The organism is Kitasatospora sp. NPDC043949, assembly GCF_056435365.1.
Genome location: NZ_JBWKEQ010000003.1, coordinates 83,038 through 102,667 on the forward strand (window position 1 = coordinate 83,038; position 19,630 = coordinate 102,667).

General features: G+C 73.1%; 17 protein-coding genes. 11 read left to right on the top strand and 6 right to left on the bottom strand.

Annotation, left to right across the window (positions count from 1 at the left end; all coding sequences use genetic code 11):
• The first annotated feature begins 23 nt into the window (after positions 1 to 23).
• From AC07AL_RS04005 to AC07AL_RS04015, 3 genes are all read left to right on the top strand, one after another.
• Positions 24 to 1,211, top strand: a complete 1,188-nt coding sequence (locus tag AC07AL_RS04005; RefSeq protein WP_363629370.1) for a sensor histidine kinase — start codon at positions 24 to 26, stop codon at positions 1,209 to 1,211.
• Positions 1,208 to 1,888 (top strand): response regulator transcription factor, encoded by a 681-nt coding sequence (locus tag AC07AL_RS04010; RefSeq protein WP_363580070.1) that lies wholly within the window; start codon positions 1,208 to 1,210, stop codon positions 1,886 to 1,888. Before AC07AL_RS04005 ends, AC07AL_RS04010 begins: the two co-directional genes overlap by 4 nt.
• 190 nt (positions 1,889 to 2,078) lie before the next feature.
• Positions 2,079 to 2,690 carry a hypothetical protein gene (locus AC07AL_RS04015; RefSeq protein WP_363580072.1) on the top strand — a complete coding sequence of 204 codons (612 nt, stop codon included), beginning with the start codon at positions 2,079 to 2,081 and terminating at the stop codon, positions 2,688 to 2,690.
• An 81-nt stretch (positions 2,691 to 2,771) separates the two neighbouring features.
• Here the strand turns inward: AC07AL_RS04015 and AC07AL_RS04020 are convergent, their stop codons facing one another.
• Both AC07AL_RS04020 and AC07AL_RS04025 read right to left on the bottom strand, forming a co-directional pair.
• Positions 2,772 to 4,571 (bottom strand): vWA domain-containing protein, encoded by a 1,800-nt coding sequence (locus AC07AL_RS04020; protein ID WP_363580074.1) that lies wholly within the window; start codon positions 4,569 to 4,571, stop codon positions 2,772 to 2,774.
• Entirely contained in the window at positions 4,568 to 5,632 is a 1,065-nt protein-coding gene (locus tag AC07AL_RS04025; protein WP_363369345.1) for an ATP-binding protein, read from the bottom strand. The genes AC07AL_RS04020 and AC07AL_RS04025 overlap by 4 nt, the downstream gene beginning before the upstream one ends.
• Before the next feature lie 112 nt (positions 5,633 to 5,744).
• Between AC07AL_RS04025 and AC07AL_RS04030 the strand changes: the two genes are divergently transcribed.
• The 4 genes from AC07AL_RS04030 (at position 5,745) to AC07AL_RS04045 (ending at position 10,266) form a co-directional block, all read left to right on the top strand.
• On the top strand, positions 5,745 to 6,485 hold the full coding sequence (locus tag AC07AL_RS04030; protein ID WP_363617965.1) for an SIR2 family NAD-dependent protein deacylase: 741 nt from the start codon (positions 5,745 to 5,747) through the stop codon (positions 6,483 to 6,485).
• Between the two features lie 81 nt (positions 6,486 to 6,566).
• Complete coding sequence (locus AC07AL_RS04035; RefSeq protein WP_363629372.1) at positions 6,567 to 7,781, top strand: cytochrome P450; 1,215 nt, start codon at positions 6,567 to 6,569, stop codon at positions 7,779 to 7,781.
• A gap of 70 nt (positions 7,782 to 7,851) precedes the next feature.
• Positions 7,852 to 8,829 carry an ADP-ribosylglycohydrolase family protein gene (locus AC07AL_RS04040; protein ID WP_400809161.1) on the top strand — a complete coding sequence of 326 codons (978 nt, stop codon included), beginning with the start codon at positions 7,852 to 7,854 and terminating at the stop codon, positions 8,827 to 8,829.
• A 252-nt stretch (positions 8,830 to 9,081) separates the two neighbouring features.
• Positions 9,082 to 10,266: a serpin family protein gene (locus AC07AL_RS04045; RefSeq protein ID WP_363629375.1), complete on the top strand. Its 1,185-nt coding sequence runs from the start codon at positions 9,082 to 9,084 to the stop codon at positions 10,264 to 10,266.
• A 78-nt stretch (positions 10,267 to 10,344) separates the two neighbouring features.
• Here the strand turns inward: AC07AL_RS04045 and AC07AL_RS04050 are convergent, their stop codons facing one another.
• From AC07AL_RS04050 to AC07AL_RS04065, 4 genes are all read right to left on the bottom strand, one after another.
• The gene (locus tag AC07AL_RS04050; RefSeq protein WP_363617973.1) at positions 10,345 to 11,457 is read right to left on the bottom strand and encodes an ADP-ribosylglycohydrolase family protein; all 1,113 of its coding nucleotides are present in this window, start codon (positions 11,455 to 11,457) and stop codon (positions 10,345 to 10,347) included.
• A 42-nt stretch (positions 11,458 to 11,499) separates the two neighbouring features.
• Positions 11,500 to 12,780 carry a DUF2786 domain-containing protein gene (locus AC07AL_RS04055; RefSeq protein WP_478316769.1) on the bottom strand — a complete coding sequence of 427 codons (1,281 nt, stop codon included), beginning with the start codon at positions 12,778 to 12,780 and terminating at the stop codon, positions 11,500 to 11,502.
• Between the two features lie 101 nt (positions 12,781 to 12,881).
• Positions 12,882 to 14,513, bottom strand: a complete 1,632-nt coding sequence (locus AC07AL_RS04060) for a transporter (RefSeq protein ID WP_478316771.1) — start codon at positions 14,511 to 14,513, stop codon at positions 12,882 to 12,884.
• On the bottom strand, positions 14,510 to 15,352 hold the full coding sequence (locus AC07AL_RS04065) for an ABC transporter ATP-binding protein (protein ID WP_478316773.1): 843 nt from the start codon (positions 15,350 to 15,352) through the stop codon (positions 14,510 to 14,512). Before AC07AL_RS04065 ends, AC07AL_RS04060 begins: the two co-directional genes overlap by 4 nt.
• A gap of 253 nt (positions 15,353 to 15,605) precedes the next feature.
• On the opposite strand from AC07AL_RS04065, the gene AC07AL_RS04070 reads away from it, so the two are divergent.
• From AC07AL_RS04070 to fusA, 4 genes are all read left to right on the top strand, one after another.
• A complete protein-coding gene (locus AC07AL_RS04070) occupies positions 15,606 to 16,169 on the top strand; it encodes a DUF1707 and DUF4190 domain-containing protein (RefSeq protein ID WP_363580092.1) in 564 nt (187 codons plus the stop codon).
• A gap of 421 nt (positions 16,170 to 16,590) precedes the next feature.
• Complete coding sequence (gene rpsL / locus AC07AL_RS04075) at positions 16,591 to 16,962, top strand: 30S ribosomal protein S12 (RefSeq protein ID WP_014144289.1); 372 nt, start codon at positions 16,591 to 16,593, stop codon at positions 16,960 to 16,962.
• A gap of 2 nt (positions 16,963 to 16,964) precedes the next feature.
• Positions 16,965 to 17,435: a 30S ribosomal protein S7 gene (gene rpsG / locus AC07AL_RS04080; protein WP_148644378.1), complete on the top strand. Its 471-nt coding sequence runs from the start codon at positions 16,965 to 16,967 to the stop codon at positions 17,433 to 17,435.
• Between the two features lie 39 nt (positions 17,436 to 17,474).
• Positions 17,475 to 19,580, top strand: coding sequence for an elongation factor G (gene fusA, locus AC07AL_RS04085; protein WP_063348955.1), 2,106 nt, complete (start codon positions 17,475 to 17,477; stop codon positions 19,578 to 19,580).
• Positions 19,581 to 19,630 lie beyond the last annotated feature (50 nt).

A 19,630-nucleotide genomic window follows, 5' to 3' on the forward strand; every position in this document is an offset into this window, starting at 1 on the left:
CCGGACCCGGGGGAGGGGCGGCGGTGGTGCGAGCGGCGCGCTGGCAGAGCTGGTCGGCCGGGCTGAGTCCGTACGTGCTGGACTCGCTGCTGGCCGTGGCATCGGCCGGGATCTCGGTCTGGGCGGTCGGCAACGACGACACGGCCTGGCCGTGGTGGGTCTACCTGGTGGCGGTGTCCACCTCGCTGTCGCTGCCCTGGCGGCGCCGGGCGCCGCTGGCCGCGCTGGCGGCGGGCAGCGTGGCCCTCATGACGCTGTCCGTGGTGGCGCACTCGGCGAGTCCGCAGGTGCCGCTGGCCGGGGTGATCGGCATCTACACGGTGGCGGAGCGCTCCCCGGACCGGCAGCGCTGGACGGTGCTGGCGGTGGTGGTGGTCGCCAACGTGATCGGCACCCACTCGCCCAACGGCATGCTGTTCAGCCTGCTCACCTCGGTCGGCTCGTTCGTCTTCGGCTCGCTGGTGCGCGCCCAGCGGCGGCTGGCCCGGCTGGAGGCCGAGCGGGCCCGCGAGGCGGGGGAACGGGCGGCGAGTGAGGCGGGCCGCGCGGTGGTGGAGGAGCGGGCCCGGATCGCCCGGGAGATGCACGACATCCTGGCGCACGCCGTCTCACTGATGATCATCCAGGCCGAGGCCGGGCCGCTGGTGGTGCACGCCAACCCGGACCGGGCGATCCGCGCCTTCGACACCATCGCCGACGCGGGCCGCGACGCGATGGTCCAACTGCGTCGCGTCCTCGGAGTACTGAAGGAGGAGGGGGCCGGCCCTGAGCTGGCTCCGCAGCCCCGGTTGGCCGAACTCGCCGACGTGGCAGAGCGGGTGCGCCGGGCCGGACCGGCGGTGGAGCTCGAACTGGCCGACGGGCTGGGCGCGGTGCCCGCCGACCTCCAGGCGGCGGCGTACCGGATCGTGCAGGAGGCGCTGACCAACACGGTCAAGCACTCCGGCGCCGACCGGGTGGCGGTCCGGGTGCGGCGGTCCGGGGACACCCTGGAGGTCATGGTGTCCGACAACGGGCGCGGGCTGCCGGTGACCGTCGGCGGCGCGGTGAACGGCTGGTCCGGCGGCCGCGGGCTGGTCGGCATCCGGGAGCGGGCGGCGGCCTGCGGCGGGCGGGCCGAGGCCGGGCCCGGACCGGAGGGCAAGGGCTTCCTGGTGAGTGCCCGGCTGCCGTTGGGGGTGGCGGGCGTGGTGGAGAAGGCGGGCGGATGAATCCGATTCGGGTGGTCGTCGCGGACGACCAGGAGCTGGTGCGGGCAGGGTTCGGGATGATCCTGGACGCGCAGCCCGACATCGAGGTGGTGGCCGAGGCGCGCGACGGCGCCGAGGCGGTCGAGGCGGTCCGCGCCCACGGCCCGGACGTCCTGCTGCTGGACGTCCGGATGCCGGTCATGGACGGGCTGGAGGCGGCCCGCCGGGTCTGCGCCGAGTTTCCGTCCACCAAGGTGATCATGCTGACCACCTTCGACGCCGACGACTACGTCTTCGACGCGCTGTACGCGGGCGCCAGCGGCTTCCTGCTCAAGGACGTCCGGCGGGACGACCTGGCGCACGGGGTGCGGATGGTGGCCTCCGGGGAGGCGCTGCTCGCGCCCTCGGTGACCAGGCGGCTGATCGGCGAGTTCGCCGCCCGCCGCCCGGGCTCGCCCGAGCGGGCGGTCCGGCCGCCGTCCAAGCTGCTGGAGCAGCTCACCCTGCGCGAGCAGGAGACCCTGCGGCTGCTGGCGCGCGGGCTCTCCAACGCGGAGATCGCGGCCGAGCTGGTGGTCAGCGAGCACACGGTGAAGACGCACGTCAGCAATGTGCTGAGCAAGCTGGGGCTGCGGGACCGGGTGCACGCGGTGGTGTTCGCGTACGAGGCCGGCGCGGTGGTGGCGGGGGAGGCGTAGGGCCCCCCTCCGGATCACGCCGGGCGCGCGGGGCCCCTGGTCGGGGCTCCCCCGTGCGGGGGAGGCGGCGGGTTCGCCGGTGCGGGCGATCCGCGACGAGGGGTGCGGCGGACAGCATCTGTGGTGTCGGAACGGACCACGGGCCACCAGCTACCTGCCGGGGCCGCGGATCACCACAGGAGATCGTCGGATGAACACCCCGCAGCAGAACCGCCGCACCGCCTACGCCGTCGTCGGCGCCCCCGCCCTGATGGCCCTCTACGGGGGGATCAGGCTGGTCCCGGGCTCCCGGGAACCCGGCCTCGGCTGGACGGTCGGCCACACCGCGATGTTCGCCGGGCTGCTGCTGTTCGCCCCGGTCCTGCTCGCCCTGCGCGGGCTGCTCGCCCCGCGCGGCACCACGGCCGGGCGGCTCGCGGCCGGTGCCGCGCTCGGGACGGCGTTCGTCGGCCTGGCGGCCTCGCTGGTGCAGATCGGGATCGATCTGTACGTCGGCCTGGCGGCGGCGGACAAGGCCGGGCAGTCGCGGCTGTTCGACCGCGTCCAGGGCGTCCCCGGGGTACTGCCGGCCGTCTACCAGATCGGCCCGCTGCTGTTCTACGTCGGCCTGCTGGCTCTGCTGGTCGCCGCCGCGGTGGGCGCGGCCCGGACGCTGCCCTGGTGGAGCCCGGTGTTGATGCTGGCCGGCACCGCCGCCTCGGGGGTCGACCTGGCGCTGATCCCGGTGGCCGCGGTCTGCTACCTGGCGGCGCTGGCCCCGCTGGCCCGCCGCTCCGCCGCTCCCCGCCCGGCACTGGTCTGACCGGCGCCGGTCTGACCGGTGTTGGTCCGACCGGGCGGTACGGACGGACGGCCGCTCCCGCAGGGGAGGGGCGGGCGCCCGTCAGCTCATCCGGAACACCGGTCCGCGCGGGGTGAACGGCAGCCCGGCGCCCCGGGGAACGAGGAAGGCGTGCTCGCGGCGCACCCGCAGCACGTCGCACGCGCCGTCGGTGATGACCAGCACGGGCGCCCCGCGCGGGAAGTCCTCGGCCCGCTCCAGCAGGTCGACGCCCGGCTGCAGCTCGGTGCCGCCGCGCCCGCGCACCCGGACCCGGCCGGCGATCTCGCCGACCGGGACGTACCCGGCGTCGTGCGGTGCGGCGTCGCAGTGCACCACCCGGGCCGCGGGCACGTCCCGGGCGGCCGCGTACGAGGCGATCGCGCCGAGCGCCTTGCCGAGCAGTACCCGGTTCATCGAGCCGGAGGTGTCCAGGACGACGCCGAAGGTGCAGCGCGGCACCTCCTCGGGCGGGTGGTAGCGGCCGGCCCGGGGGATGTCCGGGGTGGCGGACTGCCGGCGGGCCGGCCGGGAGTAGCTGCGGACCGGCTCCGGGCGGGGCACGAACTCGTCGAACCAGCGGGCCAGCCGGGCGTCCCAGGGCAGCGGCGGGTGGGCGAGGGCGCGGATCTCCTCGACCAGCCCGGCGGGCAGCAGCCCGCGTTCGCGCTGGTGCAGCTCGAAGCCCTGCTGGAGGCCGCGGCGGTAGAAGTCGTCGAGGTCCACGTAGTCGCGCGGGCCGCGGTCCAGCGGTGCGCCGAGGATGTCCGGGCGGTTCTTGCCGGCCAGGGTGGCGAGTCGGCGGATCCGGCGCTCGTCGCGGACGATCCGGTCGTACACCTCCTCGGCGGACAGCCCCTTCAGCTGCGGGTCGTGCAGCAGGCCTTCCGGCATGTCGCCGACGCCCATCTCCAGCAGCCACCCGTTGATGACGTAGTCGGCGGCGACGTTGAAGAGGAACGGATCCCGGCCGCCGCGACGCTCGCCGTGCCGCAGGGCGGCGTGCAGCATCTCGTGGCCGAGGATGAACCGCCACTCCTCGTCGGTCTGCTGGCGCAGCGGGTTGATGTAGACCTCGCCGGCCTCGGCGTTGACGGCGGCGATGGTGATGCCGTGGGCGCGGGCCAGTTCGGCGTCGGCGACGACGGTGAGGCCGGCCGCGATGCCGCCGAGCAGCGGGTAGGAGGAGACGAACCAGCCGAGCGCCCTGGTCCACGGCCGTACGGGCAGGCGCTCGCCGGTCTCCTGGTCGAAACGGCCGCCGGCCCGGTCCATCGCGGCGGACATGGTGCGGGTGAGGGCGGCGGCGAAGGCCATCGACCAGTCCTTCGGGGTGTGGCCGTAGTTCTGCCACTCGACCAGCAGCTGGTCGTGGTCGGCGGTGCCGGCCGTCCCGGCGGTGACGGCCGGCGGCAGGCCGTCGCGGCGCCAGCGGGCGGTCAGCTCCTCCTCGTCGCCGCCCGGGTACTCCTGCGGGAGGGCGACCGGGGGGCGGCCGACCGGGAAGGTCGCGAGGAAACGGTTCACCACCGCGCAGCGGGCCGCCTCCTCGTAGACGTCGGGCTGGACCCGGATACCCCGGGCGGCCGGGACGTGGCCGAAGCCCAGGTGCAGCAGGCAGTGCGCCAGCACCCAGGCCCACTCCTCCGGTTCGGCCCGGCGGCGCGGGTTGACGTGCACGGTGCCGTCGGAGTCGACCACCGCCCAGCCGCCGGGCGGGGCCAGCCCGCAGTCGTCCCGGCGGCAGAAATCGGCGGGCACGGCGTCGAAGGCCGGATTCTGGCGCAGCAGCCGGACTCCCTCGGCGAAGACCTCCGCGCCCGGGTCCGGCTTCTTCGCACCCTTCTGGACGGAAGGACTCACCGGCGGGCCTCGACCAGCCGGGGCATGTCCCGGGCCGCCTCGATCAGGAACCAGGAGGGCAGCACCGGATTGCCGTCCGCGCCGTCGGCGATCACCGTCTGGGCGACCTCCACCGAGATCTCGGCCAGCTGCACCAGCAGCGACTTGGCCCGGAAGGCGGTCTGCCGCTGCGCCCCCGAGGCGTGCTCCTTGCTGGCCGGCAGCTCCTTGACCAGGCGGCCGCGGAAGGCGTCGGCCAGGTAGTAGAGCAGGTCGCGGTCCTCCAGCCGGTGCGGCCAGCGGGCGTCGCCCTTGAGGATCGCCTCCAGGCCGTACGCGTTGCGGACGATCTTGGCGTAGCCGCAGAAGGCGATCGCGTGCTGCGGGGTGAGCAGCCCGTACGCGAGCACCTTGAGGGTCTCCTCGTCCAAGGTGGGGCCGAAGGAGTGCAGCGCGTCGGAGAGCATGTGCCAGGCGCGCGGGGTGGAGAACGGCTCCTCGGTCTTCGGCGGGGCGGACCACAGGTGGTCGGGCCGGTCGGTGACGTAGTCGATGACCCAGGGGTGGATGCCGGCGCCGGCCGCCCAGCGCAGCCAGTCCGCGGCGCTGGCCCGCAGGTGCACGTGGACCATGCGGTTGACCAGCGCGGACGCCATCGGCCGGGCGAGCGCGCCGTCGGTGGCGCGGTTCCCGGCGCCGATCACGATCGAGCCGGGCGGCAGCTCGTACGAGCCGATCCGGCGGTCCAGGATCAGCGAGTAGAACGCCTTCTGGACGTCCGGGGTCGCTGCGTTGAGCTCGTCCAGGAACAGGCAGTACGGCTCGTCGCGGGCGATCTGCTCGGGCGGGCAGAACCGGGAACGGCCCTCCGGGGTCAGCTGAGGGACACCGATCAGGTCCTCCGGGGCGAGCTGGGTGCCGACCAGGCTCACGCACTCCAGGCCGAGCGACTCGGCGAACTCCCGCACCAGCGAGGACTTCCCGATCCCGGGCGCGCCCCAGAGGAACACCGGCCGGACGGTGGCCAGCCCGAGCAGCAACTCGGGAATCTGGACGGGCGAGACGCTGACTGCTCCCTGCACGGGGCTCCTTGGCAAGTGGTGGGGTGACCGGCCCAGTGTGCGGCGGTAGTTGGCGCGGCGCACCCGGATTTTCGCTGGCGCCCCGAACCGGGCCGCCCGTACCGTCCGGGGCATGAACGCGAAACGCCCCCTGATCGCCGTCCTCACCGGCGCGGGCATCTCGACCGACTCGGGCATCCCCGACTACCGCGGCCCGCAGGGGCTCTGGCAGCGGGACCCGTCGGCCCAGGACCTGGTCACCATCGGCCCGTACCGTGCCGATCCCGAGGTGCGGCGGCGGGCGTGGCGGCTGAGGCTGGAGACGGGTGTGCTGGGGGCCGAGCCGAACGCCGGGCACCGGGCGCTGGTCGATCTGGAGCGCTCGGGGCTGCCGCTGCGGGTGCTCACCCAGAACGTGGACGGGCTGCACCAGCGGGCCGGGCTGGCCCCGCGCAAGGTGCTCGAACTGCACGGCACCGCACTGGAGGTGCAGTGTCTGGGCTGCGCGGCGACGGGGCCGATGGCGGAGGCGCTGCGGCGGGTCGAGGCGGGCGAGCCGGACCCGGCCTGCCGGGCGTGCGGGGGGATCCTGAAGCCGCGCACGGTGATGTTCGGCGAGAACCTGGACCAGGAGGTGCTCGGGCAGGCCGACTCGATCGCCCGCGCCTGCGACGTGTTCATCGCGGTCGGTACCAGCCTTCAGGTGTTCCCGGTGGCGGCGCTGCCGTACAACGCGGTGCGGACCGGGTCGAAGCTGATCATCCTGAACGCCGAGCCGACGCCGTACGACGAGGCCGCCGACGAGGTGATCCGCGAGCCGATCTCCCAGGCACTGCCGGCCCTGGTGCGCAGGCTGGTGGGGGAGGGGCTCTGAAGAAGGGGCTTAAAAACGGGTGAACCGCATGCGTACGATGATCCTTCCGGCTCCCCCCTCATGGCCTGGAGTGATCGAGCGATGACGACGACGGCGAAGTTCGACCCCTGGGCGGCGGCGTTCGTGGCCCACCCGTACGACGCGTACGCCGAGTTGCGCGAGCACGCGCCGGTGACGTACTTCGAGCCGACCGGGCAGTGGCTCGTCTCGCGGCACGAGGACGTCAGCGCGCTCCTGCGCGACCGGCGGCTCGGGCGCACCTACACCCACCGCTTCAGCCACCAGGAGTTCGGGCGGCCCGAACCCGACCCGGCGCACGAGCCCTTCCACACCCTCAACGACTTCGGGCTGCTCGACCTGGAGGCCCCCGACCACACCCGGATCCGCCGGCTGGTCTCCAAGGCCTTCACCCCGCGCATGGTCGAGGGCCTGCGGCCGACCGTCCAGCGGCTCGCCGGGGAACTCGTCGACGGCCTGCTCGCGGCCGGCGGCGGCGACCTGATCGCCGCCGTCGCCGAGCCACTGCCGGTCGCCGTGATCGCCGAGATGCTCGGCGTGCCGGAGGGCGACCGGCACCTGCTGCGGCCCTGGTCCGCCGACATCACCGGCATGTACGAGCTCAACCCGAGCGAGGAGGCCGCCCGCAAGGCCGTCACCGCGAGCACCGAGTTCTCCGACTACCTGCGCGCCCTCATCCGCGAACGCCGCACCGCCCCCGGCACCGACCTGATCAGCGCGCTGATCCAGGCCCAGGAGGGCTCCGACGCGCTCAGCGAGCAGGAGATGATCTCCACCTGCGTGCTGCTGCTCAACGCCGGCCACGAGGCGACCGTCAACACCACCGGCAACGGCTGGTGGGCGCTGTTCCGCAACCCCGGCGAACTCGCCCGGCTGCGCGGCGCGACCGACGCGCTCCTGCCCACCGCCATCGAGGAGCTGATGCGCTGGGACACCCCGCTGCAGCTGTTCGAACGGTGGGTCCTGGAGGACATCGAGCTGCGCGGCGTCACCATCCCGAGCGGCTCCGAGGTCGCCCTCCTCTTCGGCTCCGCCAACCGCGACCCCGAGCGCTTCACCGACCCCGACCGCCTCGACCTCGGCCGCACCGACAACCCCCACATCACCTTCGGCGCCGGCATCCACTTCTGCCTCGGCGCCCCGCTCGCCAGACTGGAACTCACCGAGTCCTACGGCGCCCTCCTGCGCCGCGCCCCCGGCCTGCGCCTGGCCCGCGAACCGGAGTGGAACCCGGGCTACGTGATCCGGGGCCTCAGGGAACTGGTGGTCGAGGTCTAGATCGAGGGCTGGGACAGGTCGGGGTCGGTTCGAGGAACGGGGGAGAGCTGTGGGCAAGGCGACGGGGTCACTGCTGGGGCTGGCGATCGGGGATGCGATCGGCCGGGTGACCGAGTTCAAGACGGTAGGGATGATTGCCGACGACCACCCGGACTGGCGGCAACTTCCGCTGCCCCCAAGGGCGCTGGTCACCGACGACACCCAGATGACCCTCGCCCTCGGCCGTGGTCTGCGCATTGCCCTGGAGCGCGGGCCGCTGACCCCGCTACGGCTGGAGCGGCCCGTTCGCGAGGAGTTCGTCGACTGGTGGCGCTCCCCGCAGAACAACCGTGCTCCCGGCATGACCTGCCTGCGCGCCTGCGAGCGGCTGAGCCGCCCCGCGTACCGCTGGCAGCAGGCGAGCGACGTCGGCTCCAAGGGCTGCGGCGCCAACATGCGGGTCGCTCCGGTCGGGCTGATCCGCGAACTCGACGCCCGCCAGCTCGCGGGCGCCGCGCAGTTGCAGTCCGCGCTCACCCACGGGCACCCGACCGCACTCGCCGCCAGTGACCTCACCGCGTACGCCATCCGCAAGCTCGCCGAGGACGTTCCGCCGGCCGGCCTGCCCGCGGTGCTGCGGGCGTACGCGCTGGCGAGCCGCGAGCGGTACGACGAGTTCTGGCTCGGCGACCTCGCCGCGCGCTGGCACGGCCACTCGCCGCAGGACGTCATCGCCCGCGGCTGGGACGACTGCCTGGCCGTGCTCGACCGGCTGGACGCCGCGCTCGCCGCGCCCGACGTCGAAGCGGACCCGTGTCTGGCCACCGGTGAGGGCTGGGTCGCCGAGGAGGCCTTCGCCACCGGCCTGCTCTGCTTTCTGCTGCTGCCGGACGACCCGGTGGCCGCCGTCCGCCGGGCCGCCTACTCCAGCGGCGACTCGGACTCCCTGGCCTGTCTGACCGGCGCCTTCGCCGGGGCCCGTCACGGGGAGTCGGTCTGGCCGCAGGAGTGGGTGGAGCGGATCGAGTACCGGGACGAGCTGCTCGAGCTCGGGGCGCTCTGGGACTGAGCTCCACGACCTGCGCTCTGGGACTGAGCTCCACGACCTGCGCTCTGGGCCCGGGCGGAACCGGGTTCGGGGGTGGTGCGTCGAAGGGCCATGACGAAGCGCAGCACCGCAGGGCATGGCCGTTCCCGCCGTCGGGTGGGGCTGCTTCTCGCCGCCGGGTTGGCCGTCGGCCCGGCGCTGGCCGGGTGCGGGAGTGCGGCGGGCGGGGGGCCCGTGGTGGTGCGGGCCTCGACGTCGGGGAGCCGGGCGGCGGTGGATCCGGGGCAGGTGGCGGCGGTGGCGGCCGGGACCAGCGCCTTCGGGCTGGACCTGCTGCACGCGCTGACCGCGACACCGGACGGGGCGGGGCGCAACGTCGTGGTCTCGCCGGCCGGGCTGGCGAGCGTGCTCGGGATGCTGCTGCCGGGGGCGCGCGGCGCCACCGCCGAGGAGTTGGCCAAGGCCCTGCACACCGGGCTCGACCCGCGACAGTACGCCCTCGCCGTCGGCGCGCCGGACCGCGGGAGCCGGGCCGGCGGCGACCAGGTCGTCCTGCGCCGGTCCGACGACCTGTGGACGCAGCAGGGCCTGGCCGTCGCCCCGGAGTACCTGGACACGCTCGCCGCCGCCTTCGACACCGGCGTGCACCCCGTCGACTTCGCCAAGGACCCGGCCGACGCCTGCAGGAGCATCAACGCGGCGGTGGAGAAGGCCACCGAGGGGCGGATCAAGGAACTCTTCGGCCCGCGACAGATCACCGCCGACACCCGGCTGGCACTCACCGACGCGCTCTACCTGAAGGCGGCGTGGGCCTCCGGGTTCAAGCCCGCGAACACCTCCGAGCGCCCCTTCCACCGGCTGGACGGCTCCACCCCGTCGGTGAGCACGATGAGCCGCACCGGCACCCTCCGGTACGCCGAGGGTTCCGGCGGCATCGTCGGCGAACCCTGGCAGGCCGTCGAACTCCCTTATGCGGGAGGCGGGTTGGCGATGGACCTGATCGTCCCCGCGCAGGGCGGGTACACGGCCTTCAGCAAGGGCCTGGACCAGGCCCAGCTCGACCGGATCCTCGGCGGGCTCGACGAGCGGTCCGTCGACCTGACCCTGCCGCGGTTCCACTTCGACACGGCCAACGACCTCGTCCCCGCCCTGCGCTCACTCGGCGTCAAGGCGGCCTTCGAAGCGCCCGACTTCACCGGCATCACCGGCATCACCGGCATCACCGCCAAGGAGCCGCTCGGTCTGGGCGCGGTGGTGCAGAAGGCCACCGTCGAGGTGAACGAGGACGGTACGGTCGCGGCGGCCGGCAGCGGCGCCGGGGTGGCGGCGATGGCAGCGCCGGCCGCGCCGGAGTCCGTCCAACTGCACATCGACCGGCCGTTCCTGTTCCTGATCCGCGACACCGCCGACGGGCGGCCGCTGTTCCTCGGCCAGGTCACCGACCCGCAGGCGTCCTGAGCCGACCCGCAGGCGCCCTGAACCGACCCGCGGACGAAGCGGGCGAAGCGGGCGAAGCAGCCGGAGGAGGACCGGGCGTCACCAGGCCGGGTAGCGCCCGCCGAGCGCCGGGTGGGCCGGGTCGCGGCTGCCGAACAGCACCAGCAGGTCGTCCGCGACCCGCAGCAGTTCGGCCCGGCCCTCGACCGCCCCCGCCCACTCGGCGGGCAGCGCCGAGGCGCCGTACGCGGCGCCGACCAGGTTGCCGCAGACCGCGCCGGTGGAGTCGCTGTCCCCGGAGTGGTTCACCGACAGCAGCAGCGCGCTGCGCACCGGGTCGGGTTCGAGGGTGGTCGCCAGCAGCGAGTACACCGCGATGGCCAGGCACTCCTCGGCGATCCAGCCGAGCCCGACCCGCTCCACGGACTCCGCCGTCGGCTGCGACTCCTGGGCCACCCGGACGGCCCGGGCCAGCGCCTGCACCGTCTCCTTGGACCCCGGCAGCTCGCGGATCTGCTCCACGGTCTCGCCGACCGCCGCCCACGGCTCGGTCCCGTTGGCGAGCCGCTCGACCAGCGCCGCGAAGGCGCCCGCCGAGAGATAGCCGGTCGGGTGCCCGTGGGTGATCTGGGCGCACTGCACGGCCAGCCCGAAGGACAGCTCGACGCCGAGCCGTGCCAGCCCGAACGGCGCCGAGCGCATCACCGTGCCGCAGCCCTTGGAGCCCGGGTTGATCGGCCCCGGCTGCCCGATCACGGACGGCGACTCGAACTCCGGGTGCTCGGACACCCCGCTCATGCAGGCGTTGCCGGGCGCCCGCGACGCGTACAGGAAGGGCCTGGTCAGCAGCCAGCCGTCGTACGGGCGGGGCTGCGGCGCGGTGTCCGGCGAGCCCTGGCGCTGGGTCAGCAGCCAGCGCCGGTACGCGGCGTGGACGGCCTCCGGCACCGAGCCGCCGCCGCCCGTCCAGCCGCGGACGAACGCGCGGATCAGGCCCTCGGCGGTGAACAGGGTCATCTGGGTGTCGTCGGTGACTTCGACCGGCCCGGCGCCGGCCGGCAGCCCGGTCACGCCGTCCGGCCCGTACCGCTGCTGGATCTGGTGGAGCTGCTGGAACTCCACCGGCCAGCCCAGCGCGTCGCCGACGGCCCCGCCGAGCAGCGCCCCGCGCACCCGGTCGCGGTATCCCGATTCGGCCGCCGACTCCGTCACGTCGATCCCCCTTGGTTCATGGCGGGATCCGTTCTATCAGGTCTACCGGCGGATCTGCCCGGCGCGCCCGTGCAGCGCGGCGCGGTCGGCGGCGGCGCGCCCGGCCGCCCAGCCCACGCCGTCGCTCACCCGGACCCGCTGCGAGACCAGCTTGGGGAACAGCCGGCCGACCTCGTCGTCCACCGCCTCGGAGCGGGCCGCGAGCGCGGGCAGCAGCCGCTCGTCGGGCAGCAGCTGCTCCTCGGTGCCGTCCTCGCGCAGGTGCCGGCCGGCCGCGGCGGCGCTGGTCGCGCGCTCGGTGGCGGCGGTCAGCCGCTCGCGGATCCGCGCCGCGTACGCGACCAGGAAGGAGTGCCGGAACGCCTTGCTGCGCGAGTCCCGGCGGGAGCCGGCCTTGTTGAGCGCGTGGGTGGCCTGCACCAGCAGCGAGGTGTAGAGCAGCTCGACGCCGTCCAGGTCGCCGTCGAAGCCGACGACGGTGCAGAACCCGAACTCCTTGGCCCACACCGCCCGGCACCGGTTGGCCGCCGCGACGGCGTCCAGCAGCATCGTCTTGGGGCTCTCGTACGGGTTGTCCACGCCGATCCGCAGCGCCGCCGGGGTGTTCCGGTCGTCGCCGGTGGCGGCCAGCAGCGCGTCGTCGATGCTGTGCTGGGCCATCAGCTGCTGGGCCTTGGCGGTGAGCGCCTCGGCCTCCTCCGGGTACTCGGTGGACTCGGCCTTGGCCAGCAGCGCCCGGATCCGGGCCAGCATCCGCGGCTCGCCGGCCTGCGGGCCGGCGGCGCGTTCGGCCTGCGGCCGCCGGCCGGGCGCGGGGCCGACCGGGGAGATCGGCGGCAGCCGGCCCCAGGTCCGCAGCAGCTCCAGGGCGGCGGTGGCGAGCGCGAAGCGGTCCAGCCGGTGCCGGTCGGCGAAGGCGCCGAGGTACTGCTCGTCACCCGGCCACCACACCTCGGCCTCCAGCTCGCGCAGCTGCTCGTGCCAGCGCCGGTCGAGGGCGGCCGCGGGGTGCCGACGGCCCTCGGCGGCGATCAGGTCCACCGCGAGGGTCAGGTGGACGGGCTTCAGCCCGCGTCGGACCACCCGGGCCAGGTCGGCCGGACGCCACCCGGCGGACCAGCAGCGGCCGACGGCGGTGTCCGCGTACCCCAGCAGGGCCCGGCTGACCGCCGGCCACTGCCCGGCCGAGGCGGCGAGCAGCGACGCCCCGGTGTCCAGGGCGAGGTCCAGCGTCTCGTCCGGGGCCGTCAGCACCGATCGCACCGCCTGCTCCAGCAGTGGGCCGGCGCCCCCGTCCCCGTCCTGCTGCGCGCGCTTGCCCACGGTGTGTCCCTGCTCTCCTCGACGGTCCGGCCCTCCCGCCCATGATGCCGGAGCGCCCGGCCCCTTCGACGGGACCGGGCGCTCCGGGTGACGCAGGTGACTCAGCGCTCGACGGCCTTGGCCAGGATCTCCGGGGCGCGCTCCAGCAGCCGCCCGGCCGCGAAGCGGATGCCGAGGGCGGCGATCAGGGCGCCGTAGAGCGGGCCGACCAGCAGAACCGGCCAGGTCGGGCCGGCGGAGAGCAGCGCCCAGCCGAGATAGCCGCTCACCGGCAGGGAGAGCAACGCCACACCGAACAGCGAGCCGAACTGGTTGACCAGCACCAGGCCGCCCTGCCCGGGGGCGGCGTTGCGCATCGGGTTGCTGTCGGCCGGCATGGTGTACGGCGCGAGCACGCTGAGCGTCGCGCCGAGCGCGACGCCGCAGCCGAGCAGAGCGAGCGCGAGGCCGAGTGCGGACGGCAGGCCGGCCCAGTCGCCGGTGGCGGCGGCCAGCACGGGCCCGAGCACCAGCGTCACCGGAACGGCGTACGACAGCACCGCGTAGGCCCGGCCGCGCAGCTCGTCCCGGGCGTCGGCCGGGGTGAGCAGGGTGGCGGCGACCATCCAGAACGCCGAGCCGTCCATGCCGAACAGGTTGAGCATCTGCAGCCCGAGGAACATCCCGGTCATCGCCAGCAGGTAGACGCTCGACCAGCCCTGGACCATCGACAGCACGCAGATCACCAGCGTCATGCCGATGCTGGTGAACACCGCGGCCTTGGCCCGCGGCTCCCGCCAGGCGTACCGGAGGTGGCGCTGCATCACCGCGCCGACCCGGCCCTCGGGCAGGAAGCTCCAGCCGCGCGAGCTCTGCACGCCGCGGGCCACCTCCAGGGTGGAGGAGTCGGCGGTGACCATCAGCTCCTGGAGGCTGCCGCGCCACCAGCGCAGCAGCAGGGCGAGCAGCGCCGCGGCCGCGGCGAGCTGGAACAGCGCCAGCCCGTACCGCCCCTCGCCGGCGGTGCGGGCCGCGTCCGCCGCGCCGACCGGCGGCAGCCAGCGCAGCACGGAGGCGATCGGCGCCAGCGGGCTGAGGTCGAGGTGGTCCCCGGGCCGGCCGAAGACGCTCTGCGAGCCGACGTTGGCGGCCTGCACGAGCAGGGCGAACAGCAGTCCGCCGAAGATCGCGAAGTCCTTGCCGCGCCGGCTGGAGAGCATCCGGGCGTTGCCGGCGGCGACCGCCCGGGAGAGCGTGACCAGGCAGAGCACGGCCAGCGGGACGCCGACCAGCGCGGCCGCGGCCGAGGCACCGCCGTTGGCGCCGGACAGCGCCGCGCCGGTCACCAGCACCAGGCTGACCAGCGGGCCGGGCCCGATCAGCGCGGCCAGCAGTGAGCCGCGCAGCAGCGGGCCGGGCCGCAGCGGGAGCATGGTGAGCCGGGTCGGGTCGGCGCTCTCGTCGCTGGAGAAGAGGAACAGCGGCAGCGCCGCCCAGCCGAGGGTGAGCACGCCGAGCAGCATCGCCCCGGCGTCCCCGGAGCCGTCGAAGCGCCCGTTCATCATGGCGAGGGCGAAGGCGACGCCGGCCGCGAAGGCCAGGCCGAGGACGCCGCCGATGACGTACACGGCGGTCCGGCCGGGGCTGCGCCGCAGGCCGTTGCGCAGCAGCCGCAGCTTGAGCGCCACCAGGGCGCGGACCACCGTCCGCCCGTCGGGCACCGGGGTACGGGCGGCCGCGGGGGCGGTGCTCACTGCCCGCCCCCGAGCTGCGCGCCGGCCTGTCCGCCGGCCTGCCCGCCGAGCCAGCCGAGCGCCTGGCCGTCGTCCTCGCGGACGCCGATCAGGCCGAGGAAGGCCTCGTGGAGGCTGCGCCCGCCGCGGACGGTGTCCAGCGGGCCGTGGGCGATCACCCGGCCAGCGTTGACCACGGCGACCCAGTCGCAGAGCTGTTCGACCAGTTCCATCACGTGGCTGGAGAAGACCACCGTGGATCCGGCCGCCGCGTACCGCTTGAGCACGCCGCGGATGGTCTGCGCGGAGACCGGGTCGACGCCCTCGAAGGGCTCGTCGAGGAACAGCACGTCGGGGTTGTGCAGCAGCGCGGCGGCCAGACCGATCTTCTTGCGCATGCCGGTGGAGTAGTCGGCGACCAGCTTGTCGGCGTCGCGGGCGAGGTCCAGGACGGCCAGCAGTTCCTCCGCGCGGCGGTCCACCTCGGCGCCGGGCAGGCCGCGCAGCCGCCCGTTGTACTGCAGCAGTTCGCGGCCGCTGAGCCGCTCGAACATCCGCAGCCCCTCGGGCAGGATGCCGATCCGGGCCTTGACCGCGACCGGGTCGGCCCAGACGTCGCCGCCGTGGATGAGGACGGTGCCCTGGTCGGGCCGGAGCAGGCCGGTGGCCATGGACAGCGTGGTGGTCTTGCCGGCGCCGTTCGGGCCGACCAGGCCGATGAAGGAGCCGGCCGGGAGCTCCAGGCTGAGTCCGGCGACGGCGGCCTGGCCGCCGAAGTGCTTCCACAGCCCCTGGATGCTGACGGCGGAGGGGGGAACGGGTACGGGGCGGTCGGACGGCGGCGGCGCTGACGCCTGCATGGCGGCCTTCTCTGTTCGCTGGCGGATGGGTGTCTCGGACTCAGCCTGTCACTGCGGAAACGGACTGTCTCCCGAGTTGAGGATCCCCTGAGAGAGTGGGCCGAACGGGTGAGGCGCGCCGTCCGGACGGCGCGTTACGGCGGGTGCCGGGCTGGAATTGGCAACTACTCAGCTGCGCCGTTCGTCCTGCACTATGAGGGGCAGTGAGGGACAGCGAGGGGCGCGGGGCCGCGCCGGGTGCCGGGAGGTGCGGATGGCCGTTCAACCGTGGGGAGCCTCGGGCCCCGGCGAGCCGGATCGCCGCGGGGACCGGCAGCCCCAGCCCGTCCCGCAGTCCGTCCCGCAGCCCGGGTTCCACACGGGGATGCGCGCCGGGCACGCGGACCGGGACCGGACGATCGACGTGCTGAAGGCCGCGTTCGCCGAGGGCCGGCTCTCCGCCGAGGAGTACGAGCAGCGCCACGAGCAGGCCTCCGTCGCGCAGACCTACGGCCAGCTGGCCGGGCTGGTGTCCGACCTGCCCTCCGGCCCGATGCCGGCGCCGATGGCCTTCGCCGCCCCGCCCGTCCCGGCGACCTTCCTCCCGCCGCCTCCGCCGCCGGTTCGCTCCACCAACGGGCTGGCGGTCACCTCACTGGTCTTCGGCCTGACCGGCCTCTCGCTGCCCGCAGTGGTCGTCGGGCACATCGCGAAGGCCCAGCAGAGCAGCCACGACCGGGCCGGCGACTGGGTTTCCACCCTCGGCCTGCTCTTCGGCTACGCGGGCTGCGCGCTCTGGACGCTGCTGCTCCTGGTGATGCTGCAGGTGCCGGTCTGAGCGGGCCGCCCCGGGCGCGTCCCGCCCCGGTGGCGGCGGTCGGCGGGCTGTGGTAGAGCGGGTGGAGGGCGGCCCGACACCGGGTGGTCGCGTCCGGGACACTCCCGGGACATCCGGCCGAAGGTCGCGACCTGCGGCGTTGCATTTGTTTTGACCGCGCCCGATGCGCTAGGTACGCTCTGACCTTGTGCCTGGGGTGTCCCCGGGTCCTTGTGCGTGCATGCACACCGGTCGCCGCGCCGAGCCGGAGCGCCTTCCAGCGCCCCGCGCGTTGAGCGCCGTCGCTGTACATCAGCTCATGGGATTCCGTGTCGGAATAAGCCCAACACACCCGACCGCGTGGGTCGACCACGGGGCCGTGTGCGGGGGATCACCGCAGGTTAGTTTTACCAAGCCTTGGCACACAGAAAACGGAGAAACGGTGCCTACGATCCAGCAGCTGGTCCGAAAGGGCCGGCAGGACAAGGTCGAGAAGAACAAGACTCCCGCGCTGAAGGGTTCCCCGCAGCGTCGTGGGGTCTGCACGCGTGTGTACACGACCACCCCGAAGAAGCCGAACTCGGCTCTCCGCAAGGTCGCCCGTGTGCGCCTCACCAGCGGGATCGAGGTCACCGCTTACATCCCGGGCGAGGGCCACAATCTGCAGGAGCACTCCATCGTGCTGGTGCGCGGTGGTCGTGTGAAGGACCTTCCTGGTGTCCGCTACAAGATCATTCGCGGTTCGCTTGACACCCAGGGTGTCAAGAACCGCAAGCAGGCTCGCAGCCGCTACGGCGCCAAGAAGGAGAAGTAAGAATGCCTCGTAAGGGCCCCGCCCCGAAGCGCCCGGTCATCATCGACCCGGTTTACGGCTCCCCGGTCGTCACCCAGCTGGTCAACAAGATCCTGCTGCACGGCAAGCGCTCCACCGCCGAGCGGATCGTCTACGGCGCCCTCGAGGGCGTCCGTGAGAAGACCGGCTCGGACCCGGTCGTGGCGCTGAAGCGTGCGCTGGAGAACGTCAAGCCGGCCCTCGAGGTCAAGTCCCGCCGTGTCGGTGGCGCGACCTACCAGGTTCCGGTCGAGGTCCGTCCGGGCCGCGCCAGCACCCTGGCGCTGCGCTGGATGGTCGGTTACTCCCGCGCCCGTCGCGAGAAGACCATGACCGAGCGCCTGATGAACGAGATCCTCGACGCCAGCAACGGTCTGGGCGCTTCCGTGAAGCGTCGCGAGGACACCCACAAGATGGCCGAGTCCAACAAGGCCTTCGCGCACTACCGCTGGTAGTCCCTACCCCGTCACTAGACAGAGAGAGAACGAGCCACCATGGCTGCAACCTCCCTTGACCTCGCCAGGGTCCGCAACATCGGGATCATGGCGCACATCGACGCGGGCAAGACCACCACCACCGAGCGGATCCTGTTCTACACCGGCGTCTCGTACAAGATCGGTGAGGTCCACGATGGCGCTGCCACCATGGACTGGATGGAGCAGGAGCAGGAGCGCGGCATCACGATCACGTCGGCCGCGACGACCTGTCACTGGACGGTCGACGACGTCGACAACACCATCAACATCATCGACACCCCGGGTCACGTCGACTTCACCGTCGAGGTGGAGCGCTCGCTGCGCGTCCTCGACGGTGCCGTGACGGTGTTCGACGGTGTTGCCGGTGTCGAGCCCCAGTCCGAGACCGTGTGGCGGCAGGCTGACCGCTACGGCGTCCCGCGCATCTGCTTCATCAACAAGCTGGACCGCACGGGCGCGAACTTCTTCTTCTGCGTCAAGACCATCGTGGACCGCCTCGGCGCGACCCCGCTGGTCATGCAGCTCCCGATCGGTGCCGAGGCGGACTTCAAGGGCGTTGTCGACCTTGTCCGTATGAAGGCGCTGGTCTGGTCCGCCGAGGCCGCCAAGGGCGAGATGTACGACATCGTCGACATCCCGGCCGAGCTGCAGGAGCAGGCGAACGAGTACCGCGAGATGCTCCTGGACGAGGTGTCGAACGTCAGCGATGACGTGATGATGCTCGCCATGGAGGGCGAGGACGTCCCCGAGGAGCTGCTGTACGAGGCGATCCGCAAGGGCACCCTGGAGTCGGCCTTCACGCCGATCTTCTGCGGTACCGCGTTCAAGAACAAGGGCGTTCAGCCCCTGCTCGACGCGGTCGTCAAGTACCTCCCGTCGCCGCTGGACATCGAGTCGGTTGAGGGCACCAAGCCCAACGACCCGGAGACCAAGATCACCCGCAAGGCCTCGGACGACGAGCCCCTGGCCGCGCTGGCGTTCAAGATCATGTCCGACCCGCACCTGGGCAAGCTCACCTTCGTCCGGATCTACTCCGGCCGCCTGGAGTCCGGCACCTCGGTGCTGAACGCCGTGAAGGGCAAGAAGGAGCGCATCGGCAAGATCTACCGCATGCACGCGAACAAGCGTGAGGAGATCGAGTCGGTGGGCGCCGGCGACATCGTCGCCGTCATGGGCCTGAAGCAGACCACCACCGGTGAGACGCTGTCCGACGAGAAGGCCCCGGTCATCCTGGAGTCCATGGACTTCCCGGCCCCGGTCATCCGCGTCGCGATCGAGCCCAAGTCCAAGGGTGACCAGGAGAAGCTGGGTGTTGCCATCCAGCGTCTCGCCGAGGAGGACCCGTCCTTCCAGGTCAACACGGACGAGGAGACCGGCCAGACCATCATCGCGGGTATGGGCGAGCTGCACCTCGAGGTGCTGGTCGACCGTATGAAGCGTGAGTTCAAGGTCGAGGCCAACGTCGGCAAGCCGCAGGTCGCGTACCGCGAGACGATCCGTCAGGCCGTCGAGCGCATCGACTACACCCACAAGAAGCAGACCGGTGGTTCCGGTCAGTTCGCCAAGGTGCAGATCGCGATCGAGCCGCTCGAGCAGGCCGAGGGCTACGAGTTCGTCAACCAGGTCACCGGTGGCCGCGTGCCGCGGGAGTACATCCCGTCGGTCGACGCCGGTTGCCAGGAGGCCATGGAGTTCGGCATCCTCGCCGGCTACCCGCTGCAGGGTGTCCGCGTGAAGCTGCTCGACGGCCAGGCGCACGACGTCGACTCGTCCGAGCTCGCGTTCAAGATCGCCGGTTCGATGGCGTTCAAGGAAGGCGCGCGGAAGGCCAAGCCGGTCCTCCTCGAGCCGATGATGGCCGTCGAGGTCACCACGCCCGAGGACTACATGGGCGACGTGATCGGCGACATCAACTCTCGCCGTGGCCAGATCCGGTCCATGGACGAGCGTCACGGTGCCCGCGTCGTCACGGCGCTGGTGCCGCTCTCCGAGATGTTCGGCTACGTCGGTGATCTGCGCAGCAAGACCTCTGGTCGCGCGAGCTACTCGATGCAGTTCGACTCGTACGCCGAGGTTCCGAAGGCCGTGGCGGAGGAGATCATCGCCAAGGCCAAGGGCGAGTAAGGACCGGCGCCAGCCGGCTCCCTACGAGGCCGCGGCTGTCCCGATATTCG